Annotated in this window: 20 protein-coding genes; 14 read left to right on the forward strand and 6 right to left on the reverse strand. The window is 65.5% G+C overall.

Features of this window, described 5'->3' with window-relative positions:
• Positions 1–65: 65 nt before the first annotated feature.
• The 10 genes from H483_RS24300 to H483_RS39090 all read left to right on the forward strand — a co-directional run bounded on the left by H483_RS24300 (position 66) and on the right by H483_RS39090 (position 12,577).
• Positions 66–4,946, forward strand: a complete 4,881-nt coding sequence (locus H483_RS24300; protein WP_031264574.1) for a DEAD/DEAH box helicase — start codon at positions 66–68, stop codon at positions 4,944–4,946.
• Complete coding sequence (locus tag H483_RS24305) at positions 4,943–5,863, forward strand: restriction endonuclease (protein ID WP_017835876.1); 921 nt, start codon at positions 4,943–4,945, stop codon at positions 5,861–5,863. Before H483_RS24300 ends, H483_RS24305 begins: the two co-directional genes overlap by 4 nt.
• A 72-nt stretch (positions 5,864–5,935) precedes the next feature.
• A complete protein-coding gene (locus H483_RS24310; protein WP_017835877.1) occupies positions 5,936–6,544 on the forward strand; it encodes a hypothetical protein in 609 nt (202 codons plus the stop codon).
• A gap of 8 nt (positions 6,545–6,552) precedes the next feature.
• Positions 6,553–7,524 (forward strand): exonuclease domain-containing protein, encoded by a 972-nt coding sequence (locus tag H483_RS0119145; protein WP_031264575.1) that lies wholly within the window; start codon positions 6,553–6,555, stop codon positions 7,522–7,524.
• A 335-nt stretch (positions 7,525–7,859) separates the two neighbouring features.
• The gene (locus H483_RS0119150) at positions 7,860–8,420 is read left to right on the forward strand and encodes an isopenicillin N synthase family oxygenase (protein ID WP_017835879.1); all 561 of its coding nucleotides are present in this window, start codon (positions 7,860–7,862) and stop codon (positions 8,418–8,420) included.
• A 116-nt stretch (positions 8,421–8,536) separates the two neighbouring features.
• Entirely contained in the window at positions 8,537–9,583 is a 1,047-nt protein-coding gene (locus H483_RS24315; RefSeq protein WP_017835880.1) for an isopenicillin N synthase family oxygenase, read from the forward strand.
• A gap of 36 nt (positions 9,584–9,619) precedes the next feature.
• Positions 9,620–10,606, forward strand: a complete 987-nt coding sequence (locus H483_RS24320) for an isopenicillin N synthase family oxygenase (protein ID WP_017835881.1) — start codon at positions 9,620–9,622, stop codon at positions 10,604–10,606.
• Positions 10,607–10,614: 8 nt separating this feature from the next.
• Positions 10,615–11,046, forward strand: a complete 432-nt coding sequence (locus H483_RS24325) for a VOC family protein (RefSeq protein ID WP_042329013.1) — start codon at positions 10,615–10,617, stop codon at positions 11,044–11,046.
• A 125-nt stretch (positions 11,047–11,171) separates the two neighbouring features.
• Positions 11,172–11,813, forward strand: coding sequence for a helix-turn-helix domain-containing protein (locus tag H483_RS24330; RefSeq protein WP_071934950.1), 642 nt, complete (start codon positions 11,172–11,174; stop codon positions 11,811–11,813).
• Between the two features lie 257 nt (positions 11,814–12,070).
• Positions 12,071–12,577: a hypothetical protein gene (locus tag H483_RS39090; RefSeq protein ID WP_152427864.1), complete on the forward strand. Its 507-nt coding sequence runs from the start codon at positions 12,071–12,073 to the stop codon at positions 12,575–12,577.
• An 875-nt stretch (positions 12,578–13,452) separates the two neighbouring features.
• Here the strand turns inward: H483_RS39090 and H483_RS24335 are convergent.
• A complete protein-coding gene (locus H483_RS24335) occupies positions 13,453–14,028 on the reverse strand; it encodes a ParA family protein (RefSeq protein WP_007633959.1) in 576 nt (191 codons plus the stop codon).
• A gap of 1,400 nt (positions 14,029–15,428) precedes the next feature.
• Here H483_RS24335 and H483_RS24340 point away from each other — a divergent pair.
• Positions 15,429–16,730 (forward strand): helix-turn-helix domain-containing protein, encoded by a 1,302-nt coding sequence (locus H483_RS24340; RefSeq protein WP_152427865.1) that lies wholly within the window; start codon positions 15,429–15,431, stop codon positions 16,728–16,730.
• 28 nt (positions 16,731–16,758) lie between these two features.
• On the opposite strand, the gene mobF is transcribed toward H483_RS24340, so the two are convergent.
• Positions 16,759–20,295 carry a MobF family relaxase gene (gene mobF / locus H483_RS24345; RefSeq protein WP_031264584.1) on the reverse strand — a complete coding sequence of 1,179 codons (3,537 nt, stop codon included), beginning with the start codon at positions 20,293–20,295 and terminating at the stop codon, positions 16,759–16,761.
• Between the two features lie 306 nt (positions 20,296–20,601).
• On the opposite strand from mobF, the gene H483_RS24350 reads away from it, so the two are divergent.
• The gene (locus H483_RS24350) at positions 20,602–20,898 is read left to right on the forward strand and encodes a hypothetical protein (protein ID WP_017835886.1); all 297 of its coding nucleotides are present in this window, start codon (positions 20,602–20,604) and stop codon (positions 20,896–20,898) included.
• Between the two features lie 154 nt (positions 20,899–21,052).
• Positions 21,053–21,469: a hypothetical protein gene (locus H483_RS0119155; RefSeq protein ID WP_017835887.1), complete on the forward strand. Its 417-nt coding sequence runs from the start codon at positions 21,053–21,055 to the stop codon at positions 21,467–21,469.
• Positions 21,470–21,549: 80 nt separating this feature from the next.
• Here the strand turns inward: H483_RS0119155 and H483_RS24355 are convergent, their stop codons facing one another.
• From H483_RS24355 to H483_RS24370, 4 genes are all read right to left on the reverse strand, one after another.
• On the reverse strand, positions 21,550–21,873 hold the full coding sequence (locus H483_RS24355; RefSeq protein WP_017835888.1) for a hypothetical protein: 324 nt from the start codon (positions 21,871–21,873) through the stop codon (positions 21,550–21,552).
• Between the two features lie 143 nt (positions 21,874–22,016).
• A complete protein-coding gene (locus H483_RS24360; RefSeq protein WP_017835889.1) occupies positions 22,017–22,586 on the reverse strand; it encodes a DNA-binding protein in 570 nt (189 codons plus the stop codon).
• 201 nt (positions 22,587–22,787) lie between these two features.
• On the reverse strand, positions 22,788–23,552 hold the full coding sequence (locus H483_RS24365) for an RES domain-containing protein (protein WP_152427866.1): 765 nt from the start codon (positions 23,550–23,552) through the stop codon (positions 22,788–22,790).
• Between the two features lie 101 nt (positions 23,553–23,653).
• The gene (locus H483_RS24370; protein ID WP_017835891.1) at positions 23,654–24,034 is read right to left on the reverse strand and encodes a hypothetical protein; all 381 of its coding nucleotides are present in this window, start codon (positions 24,032–24,034) and stop codon (positions 23,654–23,656) included.
• A gap of 295 nt (positions 24,035–24,329) precedes the next feature.
• Here H483_RS24370 and H483_RS24375 point away from each other — a divergent pair, with 295 nt between their 5' ends.
• Entirely contained in the window at positions 24,330–24,668 is a 339-nt protein-coding gene (locus H483_RS24375) for an Lsr2 family protein (RefSeq protein ID WP_017835892.1), read from the forward strand.
• Positions 24,669–24,759 lie beyond the last annotated feature (91 nt).

A 24,759-nucleotide genomic window follows, 5' to 3' on the forward strand; every position in this document is an offset into this window, starting at 1 on the left:
GATCCAGTTCTTCAAGAGTCCCATCCGACGGATACCAGTGAACATCGTCTTGTAAGACTGTCCACATGGCATCTGTGCATGAGGTGATCGAGGCGTTTCGTCAGGCTCCGACGAATGTGGAGCGGGGAACGAAGTTCGAGCAGCTCATGGTGCGCTACTTCGAGCTCGATCCGATGTTGTCGCAGCAGTACGACAAGGTGTGGCGGTGGATCGACTGGCCAGGCCGGGACGGCAAGCCCGACACCGGGATCGACCTGGTCGCCCGGGAACGCGACACCGGTGAGTACACGGCCGTCCAGTGCAAGTTCTACGAGCCCGAGCATTATCTGCAGAAGGTCGATCTGGACTCGTTTTTCACTGCTTCGGGCAAGGCCCCGTTCACCAACCGGGTCATCATCTCCACGACCAACAGGTGGGGCAAGCACGCCGAGGACGCCCTCGATGGTCAGACCATCCCGGTCCAGCGGATCTCGCTCGAGGATCTCGCCGAGTCGGCGATCGATTGGGACATCGCCTGGCCCCAAGGCGAGCTTCAGGTGGACCTGGCCCCGTCAGCCCCCTACACCCTGCGCCCCCACCAGCAGGAAGCACTGGATGCGGTGTTCCGCGGGTTTGCCGAGGGCAACGAACGGGGCAAGCTCATCATGGCCTGCGGCACTGGTAAGACCTTCACGTCGCTGAAGATCGCCGAGCAGACCGCCCTCGACAACGGCGGGCGCGCCCGAATCCTGTTCGCGGTCCCCTCAATCGCCCTGTTGTCACAGACTCTGCGGGAGTGGACTGCCCGTGCCGAGCTGGATATTCGAGCGTTCGCAGTCTGCTCGGACACCAAGGTCTCCCTTGCAGCGGAGGACTACGACACCTCTGACGTCGCCATTCCAGTCACCACGAACCCGGAACAGCTCGCGGAGAAGATGAGTCACCGCAAGCGGGCAGCGGGGATGACGGTGGTCTTTACCACCTACCAATCACTGCCCACGGTCTCGAAGGCCCAAAGCCTTGGTGTGGACCCGTTCGATCTGGTGATCTGCGACGAAGCCCACCGCACGACCGGCATCACCCTCGTAGGCGAGGATGCGTCGAACTTCGTGGCAGTGCACGACCCGGACTTCCTCAAGGCCAGCCGGCGACTGTACATGACCGCCACCCCGCGCCTGTTCAACGACGAGACCAAGGACAAGGCAGAGGAGCACTCCGCGGAGATCGCCTCCATGGATGACCTCGAGACGTACGGTCCCGAGTTTCATCGGCTCTCGTTCGGCGAGGCCGTCGACCGCGGACTGCTCACTGACTACAAGGTCCTGGTCCTGACTGTGGACGAATCGGTCATGGCCAGCCGGCTTCAATCAGATCTGGCCGATGCCGGCGAGCTTAAGCTCGATGATGCATCCAAACTGGTGGGCTGCTGGAACGGACTGGCCAAACGGGCCGGCACTTCCCCGACAGGTGAGGGCTTCGCCCCCGGTGAGCCGCCGATGCGCCGAGCCGTCGCCTTTGCCCGCGACATCAAGTCCTCCAAGCAGGTCGCCGAGATGCTTCCCCGGGTCGTGGAGTCCTACCAAGACCTGCTGCGCGACGCCGAGGTCGACGGCGTGGACGTCGCGGACACCAATCGGTCCCTGAACTGCTCGGTGCACCACGTCGACGGCACCTTCAACGCCCTCAAGCGCAACGAGGAGTTGACCTGGCTCAAGGCCGAACCAGATGCCAATGAGTGCCGCATCCTGACCAACGCCCGCTGCCTGTCCGAGGGCGTGGACGTACCCGCCCTGGACGCGGTGCTGTTCCTGCATCCCCGCAACTCCGTGGTCGACGTGGTGCAGTCTGTCGGTCGCGTGATGCGCAAATCACCAGGCAAGGACTACGGCTACATCATCCTGCCCGTCGCCGTGCCCGAGGGCGTCAAGCCGTCGGAGGCACTGAATGACAACCGGCGGTTCAAGACCGTGTGGCAGGTTCTCAACGCCCTGCGGGCGCATGACGATCGGTTCAACGCGATGGTCAACTCCATCGCCCTGAACTCCAAGACCCGGGACAAGACCGGCCAGGGCGTCGACCAGCTCCTCGGCGGTCACGTCGGTCCCGCGGAGGATTCCACCAGCAGTGGTGGCACCGGGTCCGATGCAGGCTCTGACGGCTCGGTCGATGCTGAGCAGACCAAGCAGATGGCGCTGTTCTCTCTGTCTGAGTGGACTGAGGCGATCTACACCAAGATCGTCGACAAGGTCGGCACCCGCACCTACTGGGAGGACTGGGCTGCCGATGTCGCCGACATTGCCGCCGCGCAGATCACCCGCATCAACGCGACCCTTGCCGCTGCGAGTCCCGAACTGGCGCAGGGGTTCGACGACTTCGTCGACGGACTGCGGGCAAACCTGAACGAGTCGATCAGCCGCGAGGACGCGGTCAGCATGCTCTCCCAGCACTTGATCACCAAGCCCGTCTTCGACGCCCTGTTTGAGGGCCATGACTTCGCCGCTCAGAACCCGGTGTCCAAGGTCATGCAGACCATGGTCGACCAACTCTCTGGTGCCAACCTCGACGCCGAGACCGCGAAACTCGACTCCTTCTACGATTCCGTCCGCGTCCGCGCCTCCGAGGTCACCTCCGCCGAAGGCAAACAACAGGTCATCGCCGAGTTGTACGAGAAGTTCTTCAAGCTCGGATTCGCCAAACAAGCCGACGCCCTCGGCATTGTCTACACACCAGTAGAGGTCGTGGACTTCATCCTCCGCGCCACCGACCAAGCCCTGCGCGACTCCTTCGGCCGAGGCCTGACCGATGGAGACGTGCACATCCTCGACGGGTTCACCGGCACCGGCACCTTCATCACCCGCCTGCTCCAGTCCGGACTGATCCAACCGGCGGATCTAGCCCGTAAGTACGCATCAGAGATCCACGCGAACGAGATCATGCTGCTCGCGTACTACATCGCCGCGGTCAACATCGAGACCACCTACCACGCCATCGCCGGCCACACCGACACCGCCGACTACGAGCCGTTCCCCGGCATCGTGCTCGCTGACACTTTCCAGATTCACGAACACGGCGATGAGCTCGACCTCAAGGTTTTCCCCGCCAACAACGACCGCATCACCCGCCAGCTAGCGACCCCGATCAACGTCATCATCGGCAACCCCCCGTACTCCGTCGGCCAAGGGTCGGCGAACGACCTCAACGCCAACGTCAAGTACCCGCACCTGGATGCGCGCATCGCCGAAACCTACGCGGCCCGCTCCACCGCACAGCTAAAGAACAGCCTCTACGACTCCTACCTGCGAGCCTTCCGCTGGGCCACCGACCGCATCGGAGACACTGGCGTCGTCGCGTTCGTTTCCAACGGCGGCTGGATCGACGGCAACACCGCCGACGGCATCCGCCTAAGCCTCGCCGACGAATACAGCCACATCTACGTCTTCAACCTCCGCGGAAACCAGCGGACAGCTGGCGAGATCTCCCGCAAAGAAGGCGGCAAGGTCTTCGGAGGAGGAAGCCGCAACACTGTTGCCATCTTCATCGGCGTCAAGAGTCCGGCCCACGCCGGCCCCTGTGAGATCTTCTACCGAGACATCGGCGACTACCTCACCCGCGAAGACAAGCTCCGAATCATCGCCGACTCAGACCTGGCCACCATAAGTTGGCTTCCCGTTGCACCCAACAGCCACGGCGACTGGATCGGTCAACGGGACGATACCTTTACCACCTGGCCTGTAATCGGTTCAAAGAAAAAGTCCTACAAAGGGACCAAGATTTTCCGAACCTATTCAGGCGGGATGAAGACAAATCGAGATGCCTGGAGCGTCAATTACTCGCCAACCAAAGTAAAGCGCAACATCGAGAGAATAGAAGCGGCTTACGCCGAAGACAAAAAGCGTCTCGAGAGCGATTCGGAAAGCGAGCTCAACACCGACCCGACCCAGATGAACTGGCACTACTCGCTCATGAACGATGTGCGATCGGGAAAGAATCTACGCATCGAACTAGATGGTTTCCGGTCAACTATTTACCGGCCTTTCAGTAAACAGACTGTTTACATGGACTCGATGCTTGGTACCCCAGGGCTTCTACGCCACGTCTTCCCGACCGCCCACCACGCCAACATTGGCTTTTACGTTGTCGGCGCAGGGTCGGACAAGCCTTTCTCCGTTCTGATGACCGACAGCCTTCCCGACCTCGCGCTCTGGGGGTCAAGCAGCGGTCAGTTCTTCCCCCGGTGGTCATACGAGAAGTCCGATGCGACTGATGGCGGGTTCGACTTCGCCGACATCACCGAAGTCGATGAGTACGGGTATCGCCGGGTCGACAACATCACCGACGAGATCCTCGCGAGCTACCGCGAGGCTGTCGGCCCTCAGGTGAGCAAGGACGACATCTTCTACTACGTCTACGGCCAGTTGCATGACCCGTACTACCGGATCTCCTATGCCGCTGACTTGAAGAAGATGCTGCCGCACATCCCGACCCCGGAGACCCAGGACCGGTTCGAGACGGTCACTCGCGTGGGCCGGTGGCTCGCCGACCTCCATATGAACTATCAGAAGGTCGAGCCGTACCCCGTGAAGGTTGAGCTCAAGAAGGGCGCTCCTGCCGAGGACCGCGAGACATGGCGGGTGTCGAAGATGAAGTGGGGCCGCATCCGCGATGACGAGACGGGCAAGCTCGTCAACGACCCGACCACGATCATCTACAACTCGAAGGTGACGATCACCGGCATCCCACCCGAGGCCGACGATTACATGCTCGGCTCCCGCTCCGCGCTTGGCTGGGTCATCGATCGGTGGCAGGTCAAGACCGACAAACCCTCCGGGATCGTCAACGACCCCAACGACTGGTGCGACGAGGTCGGCGATCCTAAGTACATCGTCGACTTGATCGCCCGAGTCACCACCGTCGCCACCGAAACCAACAAGCTCGTCGCCAGTCTCACCGCCGAGGACTCCCAGTGACGATCCCGGACTATCAGACTCTGATGCGCCCGGTCCTTGAGTACCTCGCCGACGGAGGCGAGCATCGGTTGCGCGACCTCAAAGAAGCGATGGCGGACCAGTTCAACCTGACCGCCGAAGAGCGGGCCCAGATGACCCCGTCGGGGCGCTCACGTCTGATCTACAACCGGGTTGGCTGGGCCACCTCCTATCTGGCCCAGGCAGGGCTCATTCACCGCCCACGGCGCGGCTACTCGGTCATCACCGTCGAGGGGCGCCGTGTCCTCGCAGAGCACCCCGACCGTGTCGACCTGACCGTGCTCGAACAGTTCGAGCCCTTCCGCGCCTTCCGCGACCGAGCCCGGAACCGAGACGACAAGAAGACACCGCAACCCCCGGTGGACCTGGACGATTCGATCGCCACCCCACAGGACCTCATTGACGCCGCGGTCCTGGAAAACCAGGCCACCCTGGAAACCGAACTCCTCGACCGAGCGCTCACCCTGTCCCCCACCGGGTTTGAAGACCTCGTGATCCGCCTGCTGGAGAAGATGGGCTACGGCCGGGCGGGCAACGTGGAGCGCACCAGCGCCAGCGGAGACGCCGGCGTCGATGGCATCATCAGTCAAGACCCCCTCGGACTGGACCGCATTTACGTCCAAGCCAAGCGCTACGCCCTCGACCGCACCGTCGACCGCCCACGCATCCACGAATTCGCCGGCGCCCTCCTGGGCAAACAGGGCGACCGAGGCGTCTTCATCACAACCTCGTCGTTCACCCGCGGCGCCCTACTGGAAGCCGAGCGAATCAATGCCCGCATCGAACTCATCGACGGAGCTCGACTGGCCCGCCTCCTGGTCCAGTACGGCGTCGGGGTCCAGGAATTGCACACCGTGGTGCTGCATCGCATCGACGAGGATTTCTTCGAAGAAATTTAGAAGCCCGCCATCGCGGATGCACTGAGCGGTAAATTCCCATGTGAACACCCCTCCGGAACCTCAAGGGGACGCATGGACTACCTCCCGCCCGTCGCATGTGTCGAGCTGACGGCAGACCGTTTCTTCATCTGCCTCATCGACGTCAACGGCGCCGCTGACTTGCCCCGCCAGCTCGGCGGCTGGACGGTCGAACGTGACGACCGCGAGCTTCTCCGGACGCTTCTTGGGGGCCGGCTCGTCGTCAAGACGACGGACGACCCGATGCCCGAAGTGGACCAGGCAGAGATCGCCGGGTACTTCACCGTAGAAGACGCAATCGGCAGGGTTGAGGCTGAGATCGCCGAGCTGAAGAACCGGTTCAACACGGTTCTCGAATCGCCCGAGCGGCAAGGACTGGGCGCCCTGACCGAACCACGCTGGCCCGACCTGGCATCGCTCACCACCCGGACCCCCAACCCCCAGGCCTCACGGGAAGGCCAAGGGCGCGCAGCTTTCGCTCTCGGAGTCACCGTCAAAGACCTGGCCACCGGGTGGGGCAAGCTGGAATCGATTCGTCTCACCGCGGCCTACCCACTGCCTCGAGACCCAGGATCGCCGAAGAGTCATCCTCGACAGTTCAGGTACTACCTCAACGATGATTCCAGTCCGACTGCTCGGCCTCTGCCGGTGGGTGGCCGATGAGCTCCGAGATGACATTCGTCGCCTTCGACACCGAAACTGCCAACTCCAGCCGCGCCAGCATCTGCTCGCTTGGCGCGACAGTGGTCACCAACGGCGTCGTCACCGACGAACGTAGCTGGCTGATCCGTCCCCCCGAGGGACACGACGAGTTCTTTGCCCGCAATGTTTCCATCCACGGCATCACCCCGGAGATGGTCCAGCACAAGCCCCGGTTCGGTGAACTGTGGCCCGAAATCTCGCAGTACCTCGACGGGCACACCGTCGTGGCGCACAACGCCTCCTTCGACACCAGCGTGGTGCGCTACGCATGCGAGACCTCTGGACACCCGTGGCCGGAGTGGACCTACGGCTGCACACTCGTCATGGCCCGGCAGGCCTTGGACCTGGTGTCCTACCGACTGCCGATCGTGGCCTCTCACCTGGACGTACCGCTTGAGCGCCATCACGACGCCGCGGCAGATGCCCGCGCGTGCGCCGGTATCCTCCTCGCGCTCGCCGACCGCAACGAGTGTGCAGACCTGACGCACTTGACCGCCGCGCTGACGGTGAACCTCGGTCGTCTCTTTGCCGGCGGCTGGGACCCATGCAGGCAGACTCGCGCTCTCCGATCCCCCAGTCACGCTGCTCGCGGCCCATTAGTCATTCCCGAGGCGTCTATCGACGCCGATCCCGATCATCCTCTCTACGGTCAGGTTGTGGTCTTCACTGGAGGTCTGGGCAGCATGACAAGGCAAGACGCCTGTGACGCGGTCGCAAACGTCGGAGCCACACCCGCCAAGGGCCTGACGCGAAAGACCACCGTGTTGGTGATCGGCGATGGATTCCGCGGCGACGACCTCGCAGAATTCCAGACCGGCAAAGCCCGCAAAGCCCTCGAACTGCGAGCCAAGGGACAGCCGATCGAAGTCGTGACCGAGGACGAACTGCTCGAACTCCTGACCACCGAGCGCACCATCGCAGAATCAATTCGGGTTGTATGACCAGGACTCGCCTGGCTTGACCACGCGGGCGCAGCCAAGCGGTTCCCTACGGCCCCGTCTTGAAGTGCCGATAATGTCAGATTCCGTCAAGTGTGCAGGTCAAAAGTACGGCACTGTCTCATCATTACTGCTCGTCAAGCCCAGGATCTACCGTAGGGACTGATGCGGCAAATGATCGGCCACCGCCGTTTCGTGGGCTGTACCCCAAAGGAACGGACGCCGGCTCCCGGCCCGACAATAAGGAAGGCTTCCAGATCGGACGGGACCTCCCGGCGGAACACCCCAAGGTCCAGCGGGGTCTGGTCAACCACGGTCCGAACCTTTGGCCCTCGGCCATGCCAGAGCTCCGTGCCACGCTTGAGGCCTACCGCGACCGCATGGCGGTCCTCGGGCAGCACCTGGTCCGTTTGGTTGCGCTGTCCCTCGAGCTCGACGAGGACTACTTCGACGAAGGCTTCCAGGACCACGTCATCACCACCCGCCTGCTGCACTACCCCCCGCAGGACGGCGTCGGCGAGGGGAACGAGCTCGGCGCCGGCGCTCACACCGACTGGGGCCTGATCACCATGTTGTACCAGGACGAGGTCGGCGGACTGGAGGTCCTCAACGCCGATGGCGAGTGGGTCCGGGCCCCACACATCCCCGGCACCTTCGTGGTCAACCTCGGTGACCTCGTCCCGAAGCTCACCAACGGGCTCTACCTGTCCAACACCCACCGCGTGCTCAACACCACCGGTGTCCGCCGGTACTCGGTGCCGACGTTCTTCGACCTCGACTACGACTACGTCGTCACCGCAGTCCCTACGGTCCTCGACGAGAACGAGCAGCCCGGCCCGGGCATCACGACCGGCGACCACCTCGCCGAAATGCTGCGTCGCACCTACGCAGCCAGTTGAGCCAGACACGCGCCGAAGAGACGACGTCCGGTGTCACAGAAACGTAACTCTACATTCCCTTGATGAATACACATTCCGACAAGACTTGGGACTACCGAACTGAAATGGAGGAGCACATGAACACCCCCGCCTTCGAGGTCCCCGTCGTGGACATCTCGGCCTACACCAGCGCCGGCACCGCCGAAGAGCGTGCCGCCGTCGCCCGCGCCATGGACAAGGCCTGCGCCGCCGTGGGATTCATCCAGATCCTCGGCCACCAGGTCCCCGACTCCGTCGTCACCGGCCTCAAGGAGGCGGTCGACGACTTCTTCGTCCTCCCCCTGGAGGAGAAGAAGGACTACGTCGTGCCGGGCAACCGTGGCTACAGCCCGCCCAAGAGCGAGTCGCTCAGCCTCAGCCTGGGAGTCGAGTCCGCGACCCGCATGAACGACTTCTTCGAGGCCTTCAACGTCGGCGCCGAGGCCGGCTGGTTCGACCGCCTCGACCTTTCCGACGACGACTACGGCGTCAACACCTGGCCCAACGTCGACGGGTTCCGCACCAAGGTCGAGGCCTACTACGACCACGCCGCACGCGTCGCGCGCACGCTCACCACCATCTTCGCCGACGCCCTGGGCGAGGACTCCGGCTTCTTCGACTACCTCACCGACCACTCCGTCGACGTGCTCCGGATGAACAACTACGCCCTCCCCGAGGGCACCGACGTCTCCCTGGACGGCGACCTGACCGGGATGGGCGAGCACACCGACTTCGGAATCGTCACTGTGCTGTGGGCCGACCAGGTCGCCGGCCTCCAGGTCCTCGCCAAGGACGGCACCTGGCACGACGTCCAGCCCATCGAGGGAGCGCTCCTGGTCAACCTCGGCGACCTCACCGCCCGCCTCACCAACGACCAGTGGCTCTCCACCCTGCACCGCGTGAAGCCCCCGGTCATCGACGGCACCGTCCAGCGCCGCCGGTCGGTGGCCTTCTTCCACGACGGCAACATCGACGCCACCATCTCCACCCTGCCCAGCCGTCTCGACGCCGACGGCGGACTGGCCTACGAGCCCATCCTGGTCAAGGACCACATCGCCGCCAAGCTCAACGGCTCCCAGTACGGCAAGGCCAACACCGCCGCCGTCCGCGAGGCCTCCCGCGTCCTCGCCGCCAAGAACGCCTGAACCCAGCCCACGCCCACCCGGAAAGAGACCCAGCCCATGTCGAACACACTGACCGACGTCATCCCCCTGATCGACCTCGCCGACTGGCGCACCGGCGACGCCGGCGTCCAGGCCGCCGCCGCCGCGAAGGTCGACCAGGCCCTGCGTGACTCCGGCTTCCTCATGCTCGCCAACCACGACGTCGACCCGCAGCTCGCGGCCGACCTCCGCAGCGCCGCCAAGGCCTTCTTCTCCCTGCCGCGAGAGACCAAGGCTCGCTATGAGACCACCGTCGGTGGCCGCGGCTGGCTGCCCAGCGGGAAGGAGGCGAACTCCTTCGCCGGCGAGGAGGCTGACAAGGCCACCCCCGACATGAAGGAGAGCCTGACGATGGGCCGCCCGTACGCCACGGGCAACCCCACTCTCGACAGCACCGCCTTCGCCCCGAACGTGTGGCCCGACGAGGTGCCCGAGCTCGAGCTCCTCGCCACCACCTACATGGAGGCCATGTACGGGCTCTACGACGAGCTGCTTCGCATGTGCGGCGAGGCCCTCGGGCTCGGCCGCGAGTGGTTCATCGAGCGCTGCGCCAACGGCACCCGGACCCTCAACATCAACCGCTACCCCTCCCTGGAGGAGACCGGCGTCCCCAAGCCCGGCCAGTTCCGCGTCGGCGCGCACACCGACTGGAGCATCTTCACCCTCCTGGACCGCCAGCCCGGCTACGGCGGCTTCCAGGTCCAGCTCAGCGACGACGGCGAGTGGCTCGACGCGCCCTTCGTCGAGGGAACCCTGCTGGTCAACATCGGCGACCTCCTCGCCCGCTGGACCGGCGACCGGTGGCGCTCCACCCGCCACCGCGTCCTGCCACCGCAGGAGTCTCGGCCGGCCGAGGAGCTGATCTCCTTGATCCAGTTCTGCGACGCCAACGTCGACGCCATCGTTGAGACGATGCCCGCCCCGATCGGCAGCGGCACCACTTACGACGCCGTCCTGGCCGGGGAGTACCTGCGTCAGCGCGCCATCCAGGCGACCGTGAAGTGAGCACCGACGTGAACACCGAGACAGTCCCCGACGCCAACCCCGACACCAAGGCCGGTGTCGCGCTCTCGTTCGTGACCCTGGTCTGCCAAGACGTCGACGAGGTCTCCAACTTCTACGCCGAGCTCTTCGGCCTGGACCACGTCACCTACCTCGAGGGCGACTACTTCCGGGCCCTCCAGCTCGGAGGAACCATCCTCGGCTTCAACACCCCCGTCGCCTACGAGCTGCTCAACCTGCCCGAGAGCGACCTGTCGGCCTCCGCGCCGTCGTTCTGGACCTTCGAGGTCGACTCCGAGGAGGCCGTCGACACCCTCGCCGCAGCCGCCGTCGCAGCGGGCGCGACCTACCGCAAGGAACCTTTCCGGACCTACTACGACGCCTGGCAGGCGGTGCTGCTCGACCCCGAGAAGAACGTCTTCCGGATCAACAAGTCCGCCTGAGTCAGCCCACGGTGCGGGCGAGGCCTCTGTCAACGACGCCAGAGCCCTCGCGCGCACCGTGGCAGTGAGACAGGTCGGTAGACTTCTGACGCCCGCTGGGCACCGCAGTCCGTAGAGAGAAGTCGATGTTGCAGGCACCGTCGCCCGTCGTCCCCGCCCGAGCCCGGGAGTTCGTTCTCATGGAATCCGAGGAAGCCGTCTCCGACGCCGTTGCTCAGGCCGTCGGCGAGCGCGTGAAGTACTGGCGAACCGAGCGCGGTCTCCTGATGCGCGAGCTCGCCGACGCCGCCGGCATGAAGCAGCCCTTCCTCAGCAAGATCGAGAGCGGCAACGCCTCACCCTCCATGCTGAGCCTCTACCGGATCGCCACCGCCCTGAACATCACCCCCGGCGACCTCCTCCCAGCCGTCGCCCCGCAGCCTGGCGCGACCGTCATCCGAGCCGAGGAGGGCCGCATCGTCGCCGGCACTGAGCAGTCCAGTGTCCCGGTTCGATTGGTCGGCGGCTCCGAACAGCACTCCTTCGAGATCTCCGAGATGGAGTTCACCAAGGACCAGAACAACAATGAGTGGTTCGACTACCCCTCACCAGCGGCCACCTACCTCATCGAGGGACAGCTCAACGTCATCATCGAGGGCGACACCATCCATCGCCTGAAGCCGCGAGACACGATTTTCTACCCCGCCCGCATCCGCTCCAAGTGGGAAGCCGTGGGCGACGAGACCGTCCGCGTCCTCCACATCGTGACCCGGCCACGCCAGGCCTGACCTAGGGTCGGTGCTCGGTTGACGGACGGCGCCGGTCGGACGCTGGAGTAACCGGCGGCACCGAGGCTCGCAGCCCGTCTGTTGCCCACCGTGCGCAGCCCTGCACGTTATCCGCTCGTCCCGGGCTTCTTCGCCGCCGGCGGCGGCCGGCTCAGACACGCCACGTGCTGGCGAGCTGGCGGTCTTGCGGGAGAACGCCTACTCGCCGGTGACCACGGCTTCTGGCCACTGATTGCAACGCTTATCCCGGCGTCCACATGAAGCACTACGACATCGGCCTGGCACGGCCTGCGCCAGATCGCGTACTCCGACATCGACGGCAGATAGGCCGCTGCCGGGATCCCGCCTTTACCGGGTTCAACCACCCCGACACCCGAGCCGAGGAGATCGCACTTCAGCTTGGCGCTGAGCCAGCTCCGGAGCTGCCGAGACCCAGTCTCGTCCTCAAGGTCAATGGCGCCGGCGCCACCGACGACCCGGATACGATCTATGAGGTAGCCCGCCGCGCCTGGTCAGTTAGGGCTGACCTCCGGTCCACCCCTGATTTGCCGATCTTCGTCGTGGCTCATGATGTCGTTCGTGCGGTGTACCGGGCCCATAGCTGGGTTTCCCTCGACCCGGCGGATGGCAAGAGTCAAGTCGTGTGGGAGTTCGACGGCGTCCTTGATCCCGAACTCAACGCCAACTTCACCGGAAAGCGACTCGTCCCGACCGACTTCGGGCAGCTCAACTGGGGCCAACGGGGATGCCACCCTCTTATTTGACCGTTCGCAGGTGATCGGAGCGAATGGCTGAGACAACCGACGACAGGCGTTAACCCCTGGCCGGTCTCGTTTCCGCGCTCCTTGTAGCTAACCGCCGCCAGGTCCAAAGCGCCGATAAGTCGCGTTCCGACAATCCGCAGCCGGCACGGCTCACGATGGCAGGATCCAACGCCTAAGCAGACAAGCCGAAGCTGCTAGAGCTGCTCGTTACCCAGGGCCTCGACGCCACCCAGGGCGGCCCACTAACGGCATGAAAATCATCCAGTCACCGACTGCGCCGATATGCGGGAACACCCGTGGGAGCAACGCAGCCCGGCCACCAAGAGTTCTGTCAGCGGGGAGGCGACCCAGGACAACAGGAGCAGCTCCGGCCGGCACGACCGGCAGCACGGCCAACCATCAATCGGACCCACCCACAAGTGCCGGCGAACGCGAACATGGAAAGTTCGCAGTTCAGACGCTGATTGCCCCCCCTCATCACAGGGCGGGCTCGTCACGCGGCTAGGCACCCGTGCTCGTTGCTCGCACCGGACTTGCCTACCAGCCTGAGAAGCACGATCTCTTCGGCGCCCGACACCATCAGCGGTATATACCTCGATCCGTATTAACCGACGACGGTGTTTACCTCTAGCGAAACTACTCAGGAAGTGCGTTTCGAATAGCTGCCTCGATAAACTCAGACACGGTCTCCCCTTGTTGGATGGCCGCGATCTTCGCTCTCCGGTACACCTCAACATCAAGCGCTAAAGATGTCTTCGTACGCCGAGGACCGGCCGGACGTGCGGGTTCAGAAGCAGAGAACGTTTCCGAGACCGGCCGGATGGGAGCTGCGGCCCGTGGGCGCAAACTACGGCTCACCGGTTCCGATTTACCACTCATTTAGTCACCTCAACGATCTCGTCCATCAAGTCTCGATAGCCGAAGAAGCTTGTTGGACATGTGCCGAATGACTGGCGTATCGCCTGTCGCTTCCCAATCACATTCTCGAATACGAACACCCCTTCCGATTCAAGGGCCTCCTTTGTGAGCTCGAGCAGCTTAGTGCCGAGCTCAACGCTCGTGAGAAGGACGCCAGCTGGCTTATGTGCAGCAGCCTCCAACGTCGGCCAGACGCGCTGGAGGTCCAACCCAGACGGCGCAGTGGGGACCACGACAACATCAGCCGCATCGATCGCGGCCTGAATGATGTCAGCAGCACCCGGAGGCGTGTCGATCACTGTGATGTCGCTACTAGATGCGCGCGAAAGCGTGATCTTGTTCGCGGGCGAGACTTGAAACGGCAAAGGCGCACTCCCCTCCGTCGCAATCTCAGCCCAACTAGTGGCCGACCCCTGAGGGTCCGCGTCTAGCAACTCAGTCGACTTGCCCTGCGCGCTCGCGACCGTCGCTAGGTAAATGGCGGTGGTCGTCTTACCGACGCCACCCTTGGTGTTAACTACCGCAATCTTCAAAACCCGCTACACCTCAATCCTTTTATACCGCGATACCGCTGTACCAATTGTGGTCATCACCTTGATACCAAAACTGCAGCACAGGAGTCCGCCAGCCACGCCGGCCACCCCGAAATACCTCTAAACCGATACCGGTACATCAGTAGTCACCGTTAGACGGGTAATGGTGTTGCGGTATGTACCGCTCACGGGTTTGCGGTATGTACCGCTGCTGGTGTGCCGCAGCCGCTGACCGCCGACAGAGCCGTAGGCGGCGCCAAAAACTCCACCTCACCTAGGCGTGTCGATAGGATTTGTGGCGCCAAGTGTGGGAGTTTTCCTCCCATGGCGACGAAGCAGCGGGGCCCCGGGCGACCGTCATTCGGCGAGCGCATGCGCGTGCCCGTCCGCATGGCTCCTGAGGTGTACGAGGCACTTCGGGTGGAAGCCAGGTCTAGAGGCGTCTCGATGTCTCAATACTTGGCTGACCTCGCCGCCATCAATCTTGGCCTGCCCGAGGCCGTAGTTCCACCTGCAGATGAGGAGGCAATTTCAGCGTGAAGCGGTGGCCGGCCCGCGCCCGGCCAACAGTTGAACACCCCGCAACCCTGAAATGACTGATCCCGGCCCACTGGCAGGTGGACCGGGATCGAAAGTCAAGAGTTCGAGTTACCGCTCAAACTCGGTGTTGCTCACCAATTAGGAGAGCTGTGCTTCCAGGCACCTCTCAGAGTAAGTCATACCCATCGGATGGTCCAGTCGATCCGGTCGGCGTGTCTCGCTCTGACCGCGACAACCTCATACCTCTCGATCCCACCTGGTGGTGGGACTCTGTGGTGTGCGCGTGGAGTCCGCGCCCGTATGTGCGTGTCGACTCCCGCAAAGCGCATACCTTCGCCGCCACCAGGCGCCTCACCGACGGCGCGCCGGGGGAGGGGACACCTTTCGCGCTGCACCTAGCCGATGAATCGGGCAAGTTTCGGCTCCTCGCCCTGGATTTTGACGCCCACCATGCCGGCTCAACCGCGGACAAAGACCTTGCAGCGTGCACGGCTGCCTTGACTGCCGCGGGCATCGAGCACCTGGTGTGCTCGTCAGGACCTGGTGGGGGATACCACGTGTGGATCCGGCTGAGCACCGCCGTCTCCCCGCAGCGCCTGGCACCGATCTTCGACGCTTTCTGCGCCGTGTGGCCCTCGCTGGATCGGGGCCCGCTGTCCAATTCGCGCACGGGTTGTGTCCGCGCCCCGGGCTCGCCCCACCGCGCCGGCGGCACATCGATGCCCCTGACAGATCCCCATATCCGGCCGGTGTCCCTGCGGGCCTTGCGCACAGTTCTCACGCAGCTGACACAACCCCCTCAGAGCAAGGGCGCCTCAGCCACCGAGGCTGGGATCGCCCCGGTTCCTGTGCACGTCGATGTGCAAGGCCATCCATACCTGGCCGGGCCCAAACGACCCCTGAACCCACAGATTCGTGCCCTTGCCCGCGCCCCGATCACCGACCGCACGGATGCCTCCGCGGTGGGGTGGTCGATCCTGCTGGCCTGCGCCCACGCCCGGATGCAGTATCGCGACCTGCACGAGGCTGCCTTAACTGACCGTTGGCCCGGGTTGGAGTTCGTCCGCACCCACCGCACCAACGCAGGGGAGCGCACCCCCCGGTTAGACGCGACCGCCGAGTTGGCCCGCCAGTGGGCCAAAGCCGTCACCGCAGCCAGCTACACCCAGTCCAGCACTGCAGGACCCTCGCCCGCCCGCCGCGCTGCCGAGACCACTGTCGCCGACCTGCTCACCCGCATGGACTCCCAACCCCACCGGTGGTCCGGCAAGACCGGAGCCCAAGACCGCCTCGTGCTCCTGGCACTGGCAGCCCGCACCGTCGCAGCCGCGACAGCGGAGGTGCACCTGTCCGAGCGCGACTGGGCCCTGGCCGCAGGTCTGACCAGAGACACCGTCGCCGACCGGCTGAAAGCGCTTGTCCAGCAGGGGTGGGTCGCCCGCGTGCAGCGAGCAGCCGGCCCCTGGGCGGCAGTGTGGCAGATCGTAAGACCCGGGGGTGGGGAGCGAAGAAGTGGCGCAGTATTTACCCCAGAGATGCAGAGCAAGCTTGACGCTGAGCTCGAATGCGCCCGAGAGGACATCTGGCATGCCCGCCCCCTGGGGGTGTTGGGCATGCGCGTGTGGACACAACTGGCCTCTGGCCGCCTGTCGGTGCGTGAGCTGGCGGCCAGACTCGGCATCTGCCCGGCGACGGTGCGCAGCAAACTGCGCGCACTGCGCTCTCTGGGTCTGTGCACCGCTGATGGCCGCGTGTACCGGAGTCGGTCGCGGTTAGCGCGAGCGGCCGTTGCTGCTGGTGTCGATGGTGCGCACGCCGATCGGGTGCGCCTGTACCGACTGCATTCGGCGGTGTTCGTGTGGTGGTTCACCACACGACACCAACCGCAGCGCTCCGACGCGCTGGCCGAGTGGGGCGAATTCCCCGATCCTGCTGAGGCTGAACAGACCCACCCAACCGACATCGCCCTGGCCTACGGCGCCACCTCGACCGGCCCGCCAGTATCAGCCACCACCTGGGGCGCGGCGATGGCTGCCCAAGATCTCCATCGCGAGGCCGATCCCGACAGCTGGTGGGAACTGGTCGCCGCAGCCCGCGCGGCACTGCCCGCCCCCGACATGCTGCTCGCACCCCACCAATGGGCCCGCACTACCGCAGCCTGACCACTGGCGCCGAACGAGCAGGGGCGAGTCACCACAGGTCGGGGGAGGAGTCGGCAGATGGCCATGGCGAGCTCGTCGTGGGATGGGTGTCCGGGCCGGGTTCGTGTTCTGCGGACCGGGATGCGAGGTAGGAGGCGACAAAGTCCTCGGCAGTGAAGGAAGCTGCACGGGCTACCGCCGTGGCCACAGGACCTGAGGTGAGGACGCGATGGGTCTCTGCAAGCCAGATGGCCAGTTCGGTATCGCATCCCGGGGTCGCCGGTGGGGGAGTGGGCAACGCTGCGGTGTCGGTGGACTCGCGGGCCGCGTGACGTATCCGGTGGGCGATGACAGAGCCGGGCTTCTCGGCAGTGTCGAGGGTGTCGGTGGCGTTGTCCCATTCCTCGCGGGGGTCGAGGCCCCTGGTTGCTGCTTCGGTCCACGCGCCTTCCAGGGCCTGGTACTGGTCGGGGTCTGCCTCGAGCTGGTGGGCGTAGGCACGGGGGAGCGCGTCGATGTAGGCCGGGAGGGTGGCGGCGGCAAAATCGCGGGCGGCGAGGTCCACGCCGTGGCGGTAGAGCTGGGCGAGCCGTTCGTCGCTGGTGGCGGCCGCGTATTCCTGGCGCAGGGTTTCGGTGGCCGAGGCCTGGTGCGTCTCGCGGGCCAGAACGCCAGTCAGCACCTCTGCAGCGGTCGGGGCTTGGTGGTCGCCGGCGGAGTGCATGTGGGCGTCTTCGGCGCCCGTGTCGAGGGTGGGTTCGCACACGGCGTAGGCGCGGTTTTCTCGTCTGCCGCGGGTCATGGCGACATACAGGCCGGCACGGTCCACGCCAGCGTCGATGACGGCGTGGACGGTATCGACGGTGGCGCCCTGGGCGCGGTGGATGGTGGCGGCGTAGCCGAGGTGGATGCTCTTGTCGGCGTAGCTGGCGGGGATGAGCATGTCTTGGCCGGTGGAGGTGTCCCGTACTGCCAGTGAGCCATCATCGGTGATGCCGGTGACGGTGAACAACTGTCCGTTGATGACCCGTCCGAGGTAGGTGCGGTCATCGGAATACAGCGTGGAGTTGGTGCGGGCGATGACGGTGTCGCCGACACCAACGGTGTCGCCGCGAGCGACCCTGGTGGTGTGTGCGTCGTCGACTAGTCCGTCGGCGATGCGATCGGCTCGGATCACTTCGTTGAGGGTGTCGACGTCGGCGTTGGTGGAGGCGATGATCAGTGCCTGGCGGCCCGCCTTGGTGTCGGCCAGGAACGCCTGAGCGGCTTCGGTGAGCATCTGCTCCCGGTGTCCTCCGGTGATCCATCCGCGCTCGTTGTAGAGGGCCAGCGCGCCGGGATCGCCTTCGCGAAGGGCGAGGGTCGCGTCGGCTTGGTCGGTGTCTGAGCCCATGCGCATCACCTCTCGGAGCTCGACTGTCCCTGGGGTGCGGGCCAGGTCGGCGAACAGACCGCCAGTCTCGACAGCAGCGAGCTGCTTGGGGTCGCCGATCAGGCGGAGGATGGCCCCAGATTCGGCGGCGATCTCAGTCAGCGCGGCCAGGTTTTCGGTGCTGGCCATGCCCGCTTCATCGACCAGAAGCATGTCGCCAGGGCGGATCATCACGGGCAACGCGTCGAGAGTCTTTCCGGGCAGGGTGGGGTGCTTGCCCATCCAGGTGAAGGTCAGAGAGTCGATAGTGTGACAGTCGGTGCCGATGTCGCCTGCGAGGACGCTGGCCGCTGCCGCGGAGGGAGCAAGGCCGATAACCGACCGGCCGGTTTGTTGCCAGGTGCGGGCCACGACTTTCATAGATGCGGTCTTGCCGGTCCCGGCCGGCCCCACCCCGGCGGCCAGGAGCGTTCCGGCACCGATGAGGTGCTGCGCCAGAGCGGTCTGGCCGGCATTGAGGGACCAACCCTCGGCGTCCTCGTGCGTCTTCAGCGCTCGGTCGAGGTCGGCGCGGGTGGCGATCACAGCAACCGGGGTTCGAGTCGCCTCCAGGGTGGCGGTCTCGGCGGCCAGCACTGCCTGGGTGGTGTACTTCTCGGCGTTGGCGTGCCGGTCCACACCAGCCCCGTTTGGCCCGATAAGAGGGCTGGGAAGGTCCAGAATCTCCGGCGGGGTCAGCTCGACGACGAGTTCTCCCATGGCGGTGGACATGACCTCCTCGTGCGCCCGGTCCAGGGCCTCGGGGCCCTCGAATCGGTAGCCCTTGAGCGCGGTCGATACGGCGGTGTCGATGTGGGAACGGCGGAACTGAGCCCGGCGTGCGGTCACTGCCGCCACCGCCTGCTCGGCCACCTGCCGGGAGTGGACCTGGGCGTCGAATAGTTCCCGCGACACCTGGCTCCGGCCCTGCCCGGTGACCTCGCCAACCACGCGGTCCACCGCGTGCGTGCCGACGACTTTCTCGGCCATCTCACGCCAGGTGGCGCGGTGCTCGGCCAGAGATTGGGCGGGCTTCTTGGCGTCGCGGGTGTCGAGGATGGCCTTCTGCCACAGGGCGTAGGACGCCCGCTGGGAAGGCTGCCGGCCATTGGCCGCCACGTACTCCGACACCAGTCGGTCATAGACCGGTCGTGCCAGGGCTCGGCGGGAGGAGAAGGCGTCGATCAGGCGGCGGTCGATGCCAGAGATCTCCCAGATGGGCGCCTTGTCCGGGTGCGGGTAGTTGGCCTGGAACTCCACGCCCATTCGGCGGGTGAGCTTGTCGTGCAGGATCGCGTCATACCGAGCGGAAATGGCTTGGTGCATCTGATGGATCGCGCGAGAGTCCAGCGACAGCCACCGCCCGTCAGGGCCTTGGACCTTGTTGGCCACAAGGACGTGGGAGTGCAGGTCCGGGTCCCCGCACCGGGTATCAAAATGGGTGAACGCCGAGGCGATGATCCCGCCGGTTGTGACCTGCTTGATACCGCCGGTCCCGACGCGCGTGTAGATCGCGTTGTCCTCGGCCCAGGCCAGTGCTTCGGCCACGGCTTCGTGATGCAGGGCGGCCACTTGGGAGGCAGTCTGCTCGTCGGCCAGCGCCCACAGGACGCTGACACTTTTCACCGGAGAGAACGTGAAATCGAACCCTGCAACCGCCTGGCGCACCTGGTCGCGTTCCCGGTTGACCCAGGCGATGACATCCTTGCCAGAGGCGTGTTCGTAACCGAACTTCTCGGTATAGAACGGGCGCGCGACCCCCTCGGCGATCTGTCCTCGTTCATCGGCGGTGGGGCGCCGCCCTTCGACAGCGAGGAACGTCTTTTCCGCGGCAGCGATGGCCTCCAGGACGTCGACCCCACCGGTGTAGATGGGGAAGGATCGGCCGAGCTTGCAGGCCGACAGGCTGCGGCCGTCGGCCATCATCTGGTCGGTATCTGGGTGCAGGCCCTCGCCGTACAGAGCCGCCATCTGCGCTTCGGTGACGACCGCCCCCGCGATCGCGTTGTCCGATTCCAATCCGTCGAGCCCGCGCCCGATCCATGCGCCGGGTGGGGTGCCCTTGGCGGCGTAGTAGTCCGACAGGGCCATGCCTTGCGGGTCGGCGTCGTGAGTGGCGACCGAGCGCAGCAGGTACTGGTATCCAGTACCGGCGTGCACCGCTCGAAGGCTCATCACACCCACCAGCGTATGCGGACCGAATCCGCGCGTCTATGCGTCACAGCGCACGGCGCTGTGACCAGCAGGTTCCCGTCGTTCACTCGTAGTGCCTACTGTGTGTGGCGGTTTGAGCGAGCGCCAGCGAGTGTTGGGTCTGGCCACGACGGTGGCGGATCTACGGGGGCCAGTGTGAGCGACGAGGTGGTGGGATGGGGGAGTGGTTGGTGCTCGCGGGTGTCGTAGGGGTGCTCTAGGGTTTGGCCCATGGCTACGAAGACTGATTCGCGTTCCCAGTCCGCGCGGGCTCGTGCCCGCCAGGCGATGGCGGACGAGTTGGAGCGGGCGCGCAAGCGCGAGTCCAAGCTCGTGGCGGTGTTCTCCGCGATCGACGCCCGCCAGGATGCAGAGGTCGCCCTGGGGGAGGCGCTGATCGAGCTGAAGGACCTCGGCGTTGCCCAGGCGGATTTGGCCGAGATGACCGGACTGTCCGCCCGTGAGGTCGGCGCGGCGATCCGCGCCGCGAAGGACCGCACCGCCACCGGGGTCGAGACGCCGGAGACGACTGACGAGCAGCCGTCGGACACGACCTCGGACCACAACGGTGCCCAGTCACACTGACCCGCGCACCAGTCCCGCAGACGTGGACATTCCTCTGCCGGGCCTGGAATTGATCGCGCCGGCTCCCGTCCCGGCTGGCTCGGCGCGGCGGTCGCGTCCCTATAGCGCGACCCTGCCACCCACTCAGGCAGCGATCGACGCGTTCTGGTCCCGCGTGGTCAAAGCACCCGGAGACGGGTGCTGGTTTCACATTGCAGCGATCAGTGGCGTCGACGGCTACACCCGCCTGACGTGGAGGTCGGGTGGGGTCAGTCGCACCGAGTCCGGGCACCGATTCGCACTCCTGCTCGCCGGCCAACTGGCCGATGGCGTGGTGGCCGAACACCGCTGCAACGAACCCCTGTGCGTGCGTGTCGACCCGGGGCATGTCGTCGCCTCTACCCAGTCAGCAAACCTGCGCTACGCCGTCGCGTGTGGTCGCACCGGAGCCATCCGCAACCCCGACCAACACACCAACCGCCACGCCCGGTCCCTAGCCGTGCGAGACGCACTCGCCTCCGGCTGGGACGCGCGCGCGTACTCCCGCGCCTGTGGCAACGCCGCGCCCCCCAACACGCCGCCGCTGTTCTAGAGCTTGGAAGTACAGTCGTCCGCAGAGATGGCCTCGCAGGCGGCGGGGCCATATGTCGTTGGCGGACCGGTCAGGATGTGTCAGCAGGCCACTGTTTTTCGACGTTGCCGGCGCAGCTGCCAGTACCGCGGGATCGTCCACCGCAGCGGGGTCCTATCGATCACCCACAGCGCCATCGCCGACCGATAGCGCACATCGTGTCGCACCGCGAACGACCAATGACCCACGAACCACGCCAACAGCCCCAGCGCCGCGACCGTCGGCGCCCACGTACGGCCTTGCAGCACACCGAGCAGCCCAATCAATGCGCAGAACCCACCGGCCCCGCGCGCGACCGGAGGCACGGCCAAGGCGCCGCCAGCGACCACCGCGGTAGCCTGCAGCGCCGTGGTCAGATCCCACATCAGGACTCCTCCTTGCCGTCGTCTGCTCGCAGCAGAGCACCCATTCGTGGGCGCGGCTCGTGCCGACCTGTTTTCGGTCGACCTACTGTCAGTGTGACTTCTCCCCCCGACAGTCAGTGCCCCACGTGCCCTGGCGAGCTCCGCTAGGACTCGCCCGGCCGGTCCGGCGTGCGGGCGGCCTCGCGCAGCGAGTCCAGGACCTCCCGCAGTGTGTCTGAGGTTGCCTCCGCCCGGACCCGTGCCCGGTCGGACTCCTCGGCCTTGGTGCGTGCGACGGCGGCGTCCTGGCGCGTTTCCTCGAGCTGGCCGCGCAGCTGCTCGAGCTCGCCGCGCATTCCCTCGAGCTCGCCGAGTGCGCGGTCGCGGGATGCGACTGCCTCGTCACGCTCTGCGGCAGCCTGCTCGGCTGCCTCTAGGGCGTGGGCCTCGCCCGCGCGAGCAGCATCGAGCGCCACCGCGGTCGCCTCGTCCGCCTGCTCCGCGGCCCGCTTCCACGCCGCAGCCCACACCGAGGCCACCATCGCCGACATTGCCTCCGACAAATCCGGCGCCGGCGGCACATCCCCGGCCGCCCCGCCGGCATGCTCGCGCATCCACGCGGCCACCTCGCCGATCCGCACCCCCGCTTCGCGCTGCACGGCCCGCACGGTGACCTTCTCGCCCCGCGCGAGGAGCACCCCATAGGCGCGAGCAATCTTCTCCGACGTCGACATGACAGTCCCTCCGGTTCGGGTACACGGTAACGGGTAACCGGTACCGTTTCTAGTTACCGACGTTACCGCAGCCCGCGTTCGGTGGGTAGTCCATACGAGGGGTGGCGCGGCGGCCGTGGGGGAGGGGTGTCCGTCGGTGCGGACGCCTGCGGCGACGAGCCAGATGCGGCCGCGGGCGGCGGGCGGCGCGTGGGGCTGAGGCTATCGGGCGGTGAGGTTGTAGATGTCCAGCACGGCTGCCAATGCGGCATTGTCGGCCGGCGGCGCGACCGGCTGGCCCGGGCCTGCGTCCAGAGCCCCGGCGACGCCCTCGCGCAGCCACACCGCCCAGCAGGACCAGTGCGTGCCGTGTTTGGAGTAGTAGTGGATACCCAGCGCCTGTACGCCGCCGGCGAGGGGGGCGGCTGCCAGCGTGGCGGCCAGTTCGGTCGTCAGATAACGGTCCCCGCTTCGCGTCTGCGCGACGGTGATCTCGTCGATCCCTCGCTCCCACAGTGACAGCGGGATATGCGAGGCCAGGTAGGTGATGGTGCGTGCGTGTTCGATCTCCACGAACCATCCCGATGCCGGCAGTGCCACCGTGTACAGGCGGTGGGCGTACAACCAGTGGATGTCGACCACGCCGGGTGGCCGAACCCCCAGATCGTTCCAGTCGCGTGCGATCAAGGCGTAGAGATCATCGGCGCCCGGATCATCGAGATACTCCTGCGCCCGGTAGGGGCCACCGACCTTCAACGCGCCCAGCAACTCGCCGTACGCGCCCTCGGCGCTACTGGCGCAATAGATGGTCTGCTCGCCGGGCAAATCGAAACGGTTCCACCCCGCCCGGTCCTCGCTGCTACTCACGCCCCTGGCCGGCGGATTGAGCACCCCATAGGAAGGTTTAGCCAACCGACAAACGCACTGGCCGCCGGCCGGGCGCAGCGCCAGTCCCGTGTTCTCGCAGACCGTGACCTCGCCTGTCACAGGCGGCATCCTCTACCGGTGCTCATACTCACCCGGACCACCTTAGGTGGCCCTTCACCGCTCGTCGGGCCGGCCCGCAGGCCAGGGCCACGGGGCGAGTTTTAGTTGTCGGTACCGTCGACGAACGCCGCGGCAGCACTCATCACCGGCTTGAACTTGCCCGCCGCGATCGCCATGAACGGCGGCTGCTCATCCAACCTGGGGTTCGCGCCGATGAACCATGCCCGGGCGACGTCGGCGCCCTCGGACGTCGCGATCGCCACCCACGCCCGGTGGGCCACCTGGAGCCGCTGCAACGCGCCATCCCGCGGCACCGGACCGCCGTCGGCCGACCATTTGTACGGCAGCTTCTTGTCGCGCACACCCGCGGCCACCGCCACCACCGTCGGCCCGAGATGCTGCACCAGCTGACGCGCCAACTCCGCGCTCGACAGCTTCATGGTCTCGGTATGCGCCAAGATCGCCTGATCCACCACGGCCATCGCCCGAACCTCCTCCAACAGCACTCGCAAGTACCGCCAATCACGGCGGTAGACGACTACGGGCACACTGCCCAGCACCACCAATGCTACTCAAATGCCACCATTCAGCAACCCCCGACGGCCGTCGTGGTTGCTAGCGCACCAGCAGCCACGACCCGCGGTCGGCTCGTAGGCGGCTTACCGCGCCTCTTTGCGTTCGGACTGGGCGGTTGGGGCTTTCAGGGTTCACCGACGCGACTTGCCGCAGCGGGCATAATTCACCCCAGCAGTTGACGCATCAAGATTGGACAGATCTATGGCTCAGCACTTCCAGGTCAGATACACCGACGACATCGACGGGTCCGACCTAGGCGAAACCGCGAACACTCTCTCGTTCGCCTTCGAGGGCAAGGAATACTCCATCGATCTCAGCGACGACAACGCCGAGGCTTTTCGCCAGACCATTGCGCCGTACATCGAGGCTGGCCACCGAGTGACCGGCGCTAAGACCAAAGCTGCGCGCAAGACCACGGGAAAGACCTCGCCTACAGACACCAAGGCGATTCGCGAATGGGCTCGCGAGAATGGCTACGACGTCTCCGACCGCGGGCGCATTCCCGCCGACGTGATGGACGCGTACGCAGCCGCCAACTAGCCACACAACAACGACCACAGGCGCGAAAACCGCCTCCTGACTGGCGGCATGTTAACGCCGATAATAATGATTATGACAAGCTAAAATCTGC

Source organism: Dietzia sp. UCD-THP (assembly GCF_000349585.1).
Lineage (GTDB): Bacteria > Actinomycetota > Actinomycetes > Mycobacteriales > Mycobacteriaceae > Dietzia > Dietzia natronolimnaea_A.

Bases quoted from the DNA above. Each gene is read 5' to 3' on its own strand.
- H483_RS24300 (WP_031264574.1), top strand. From the start codon at position 66: ATGGCATCTGTGCATGAGGTGATCGAGGCGTTTCGTCAGGCTCCGACG.
- H483_RS24310 (WP_017835877.1), top strand. From the start codon at position 5,936: ATGGACTACCTCCCGCCCGTCGCATGTGTCGAGCTGACGGCAGACCGT.
- H483_RS0119145 (WP_031264575.1), top strand. From the start codon at position 6,553: ATGACATTCGTCGCCTTCGACACCGAAACTGCCAACTCCAGCCGCGCC.
- H483_RS0119150 (WP_017835879.1), top strand. From the start codon at position 7,860: ATGCCAGAGCTCCGTGCCACGCTTGAGGCCTACCGCGACCGCATGGCG.
- H483_RS24315 (WP_017835880.1), top strand. From the start codon at position 8,537: ATGAACACCCCCGCCTTCGAGGTCCCCGTCGTGGACATCTCGGCCTAC.
- H483_RS24320 (WP_017835881.1), top strand. From the start codon at position 9,620: ATGTCGAACACACTGACCGACGTCATCCCCCTGATCGACCTCGCCGAC.
- H483_RS24330 (WP_071934950.1), top strand. From the start codon at position 11,172: ATGTTGCAGGCACCGTCGCCCGTCGTCCCCGCCCGAGCCCGGGAGTTC.
- H483_RS39090 (WP_152427864.1), top strand. From the start codon at position 12,071: ATGAAGCACTACGACATCGGCCTGGCACGGCCTGCGCCAGATCGCGTA.
- mobF (WP_031264584.1), bottom strand. From the start codon at position 20,295: ATGAGCCTTCGAGCGGTGCACGCCGGTACTGGATACCAGTACCTGCTG.
- H483_RS24350 (WP_017835886.1), top strand. From the start codon at position 20,602: ATGGCGGACGAGTTGGAGCGGGCGCGCAAGCGCGAGTCCAAGCTCGTG.
- H483_RS24355 (WP_017835888.1), bottom strand. From the start codon at position 21,873: ATGTGGGATCTGACCACGGCGCTGCAGGCTACCGCGGTGGTCGCTGGC.
- H483_RS24360 (WP_017835889.1), bottom strand. From the start codon at position 22,586: ATGTCGACGTCGGAGAAGATTGCTCGCGCCTATGGGGTGCTCCTCGCG.
- H483_RS24370 (WP_017835891.1), bottom strand. From the start codon at position 24,034: ATGGCCGTGGTGGATCAGGCGATCTTGGCGCATACCGAGACCATGAAG.
- H483_RS24375 (WP_017835892.1), top strand. From the start codon at position 24,330: ATGGCTCAGCACTTCCAGGTCAGATACACCGACGACATCGACGGGTCC.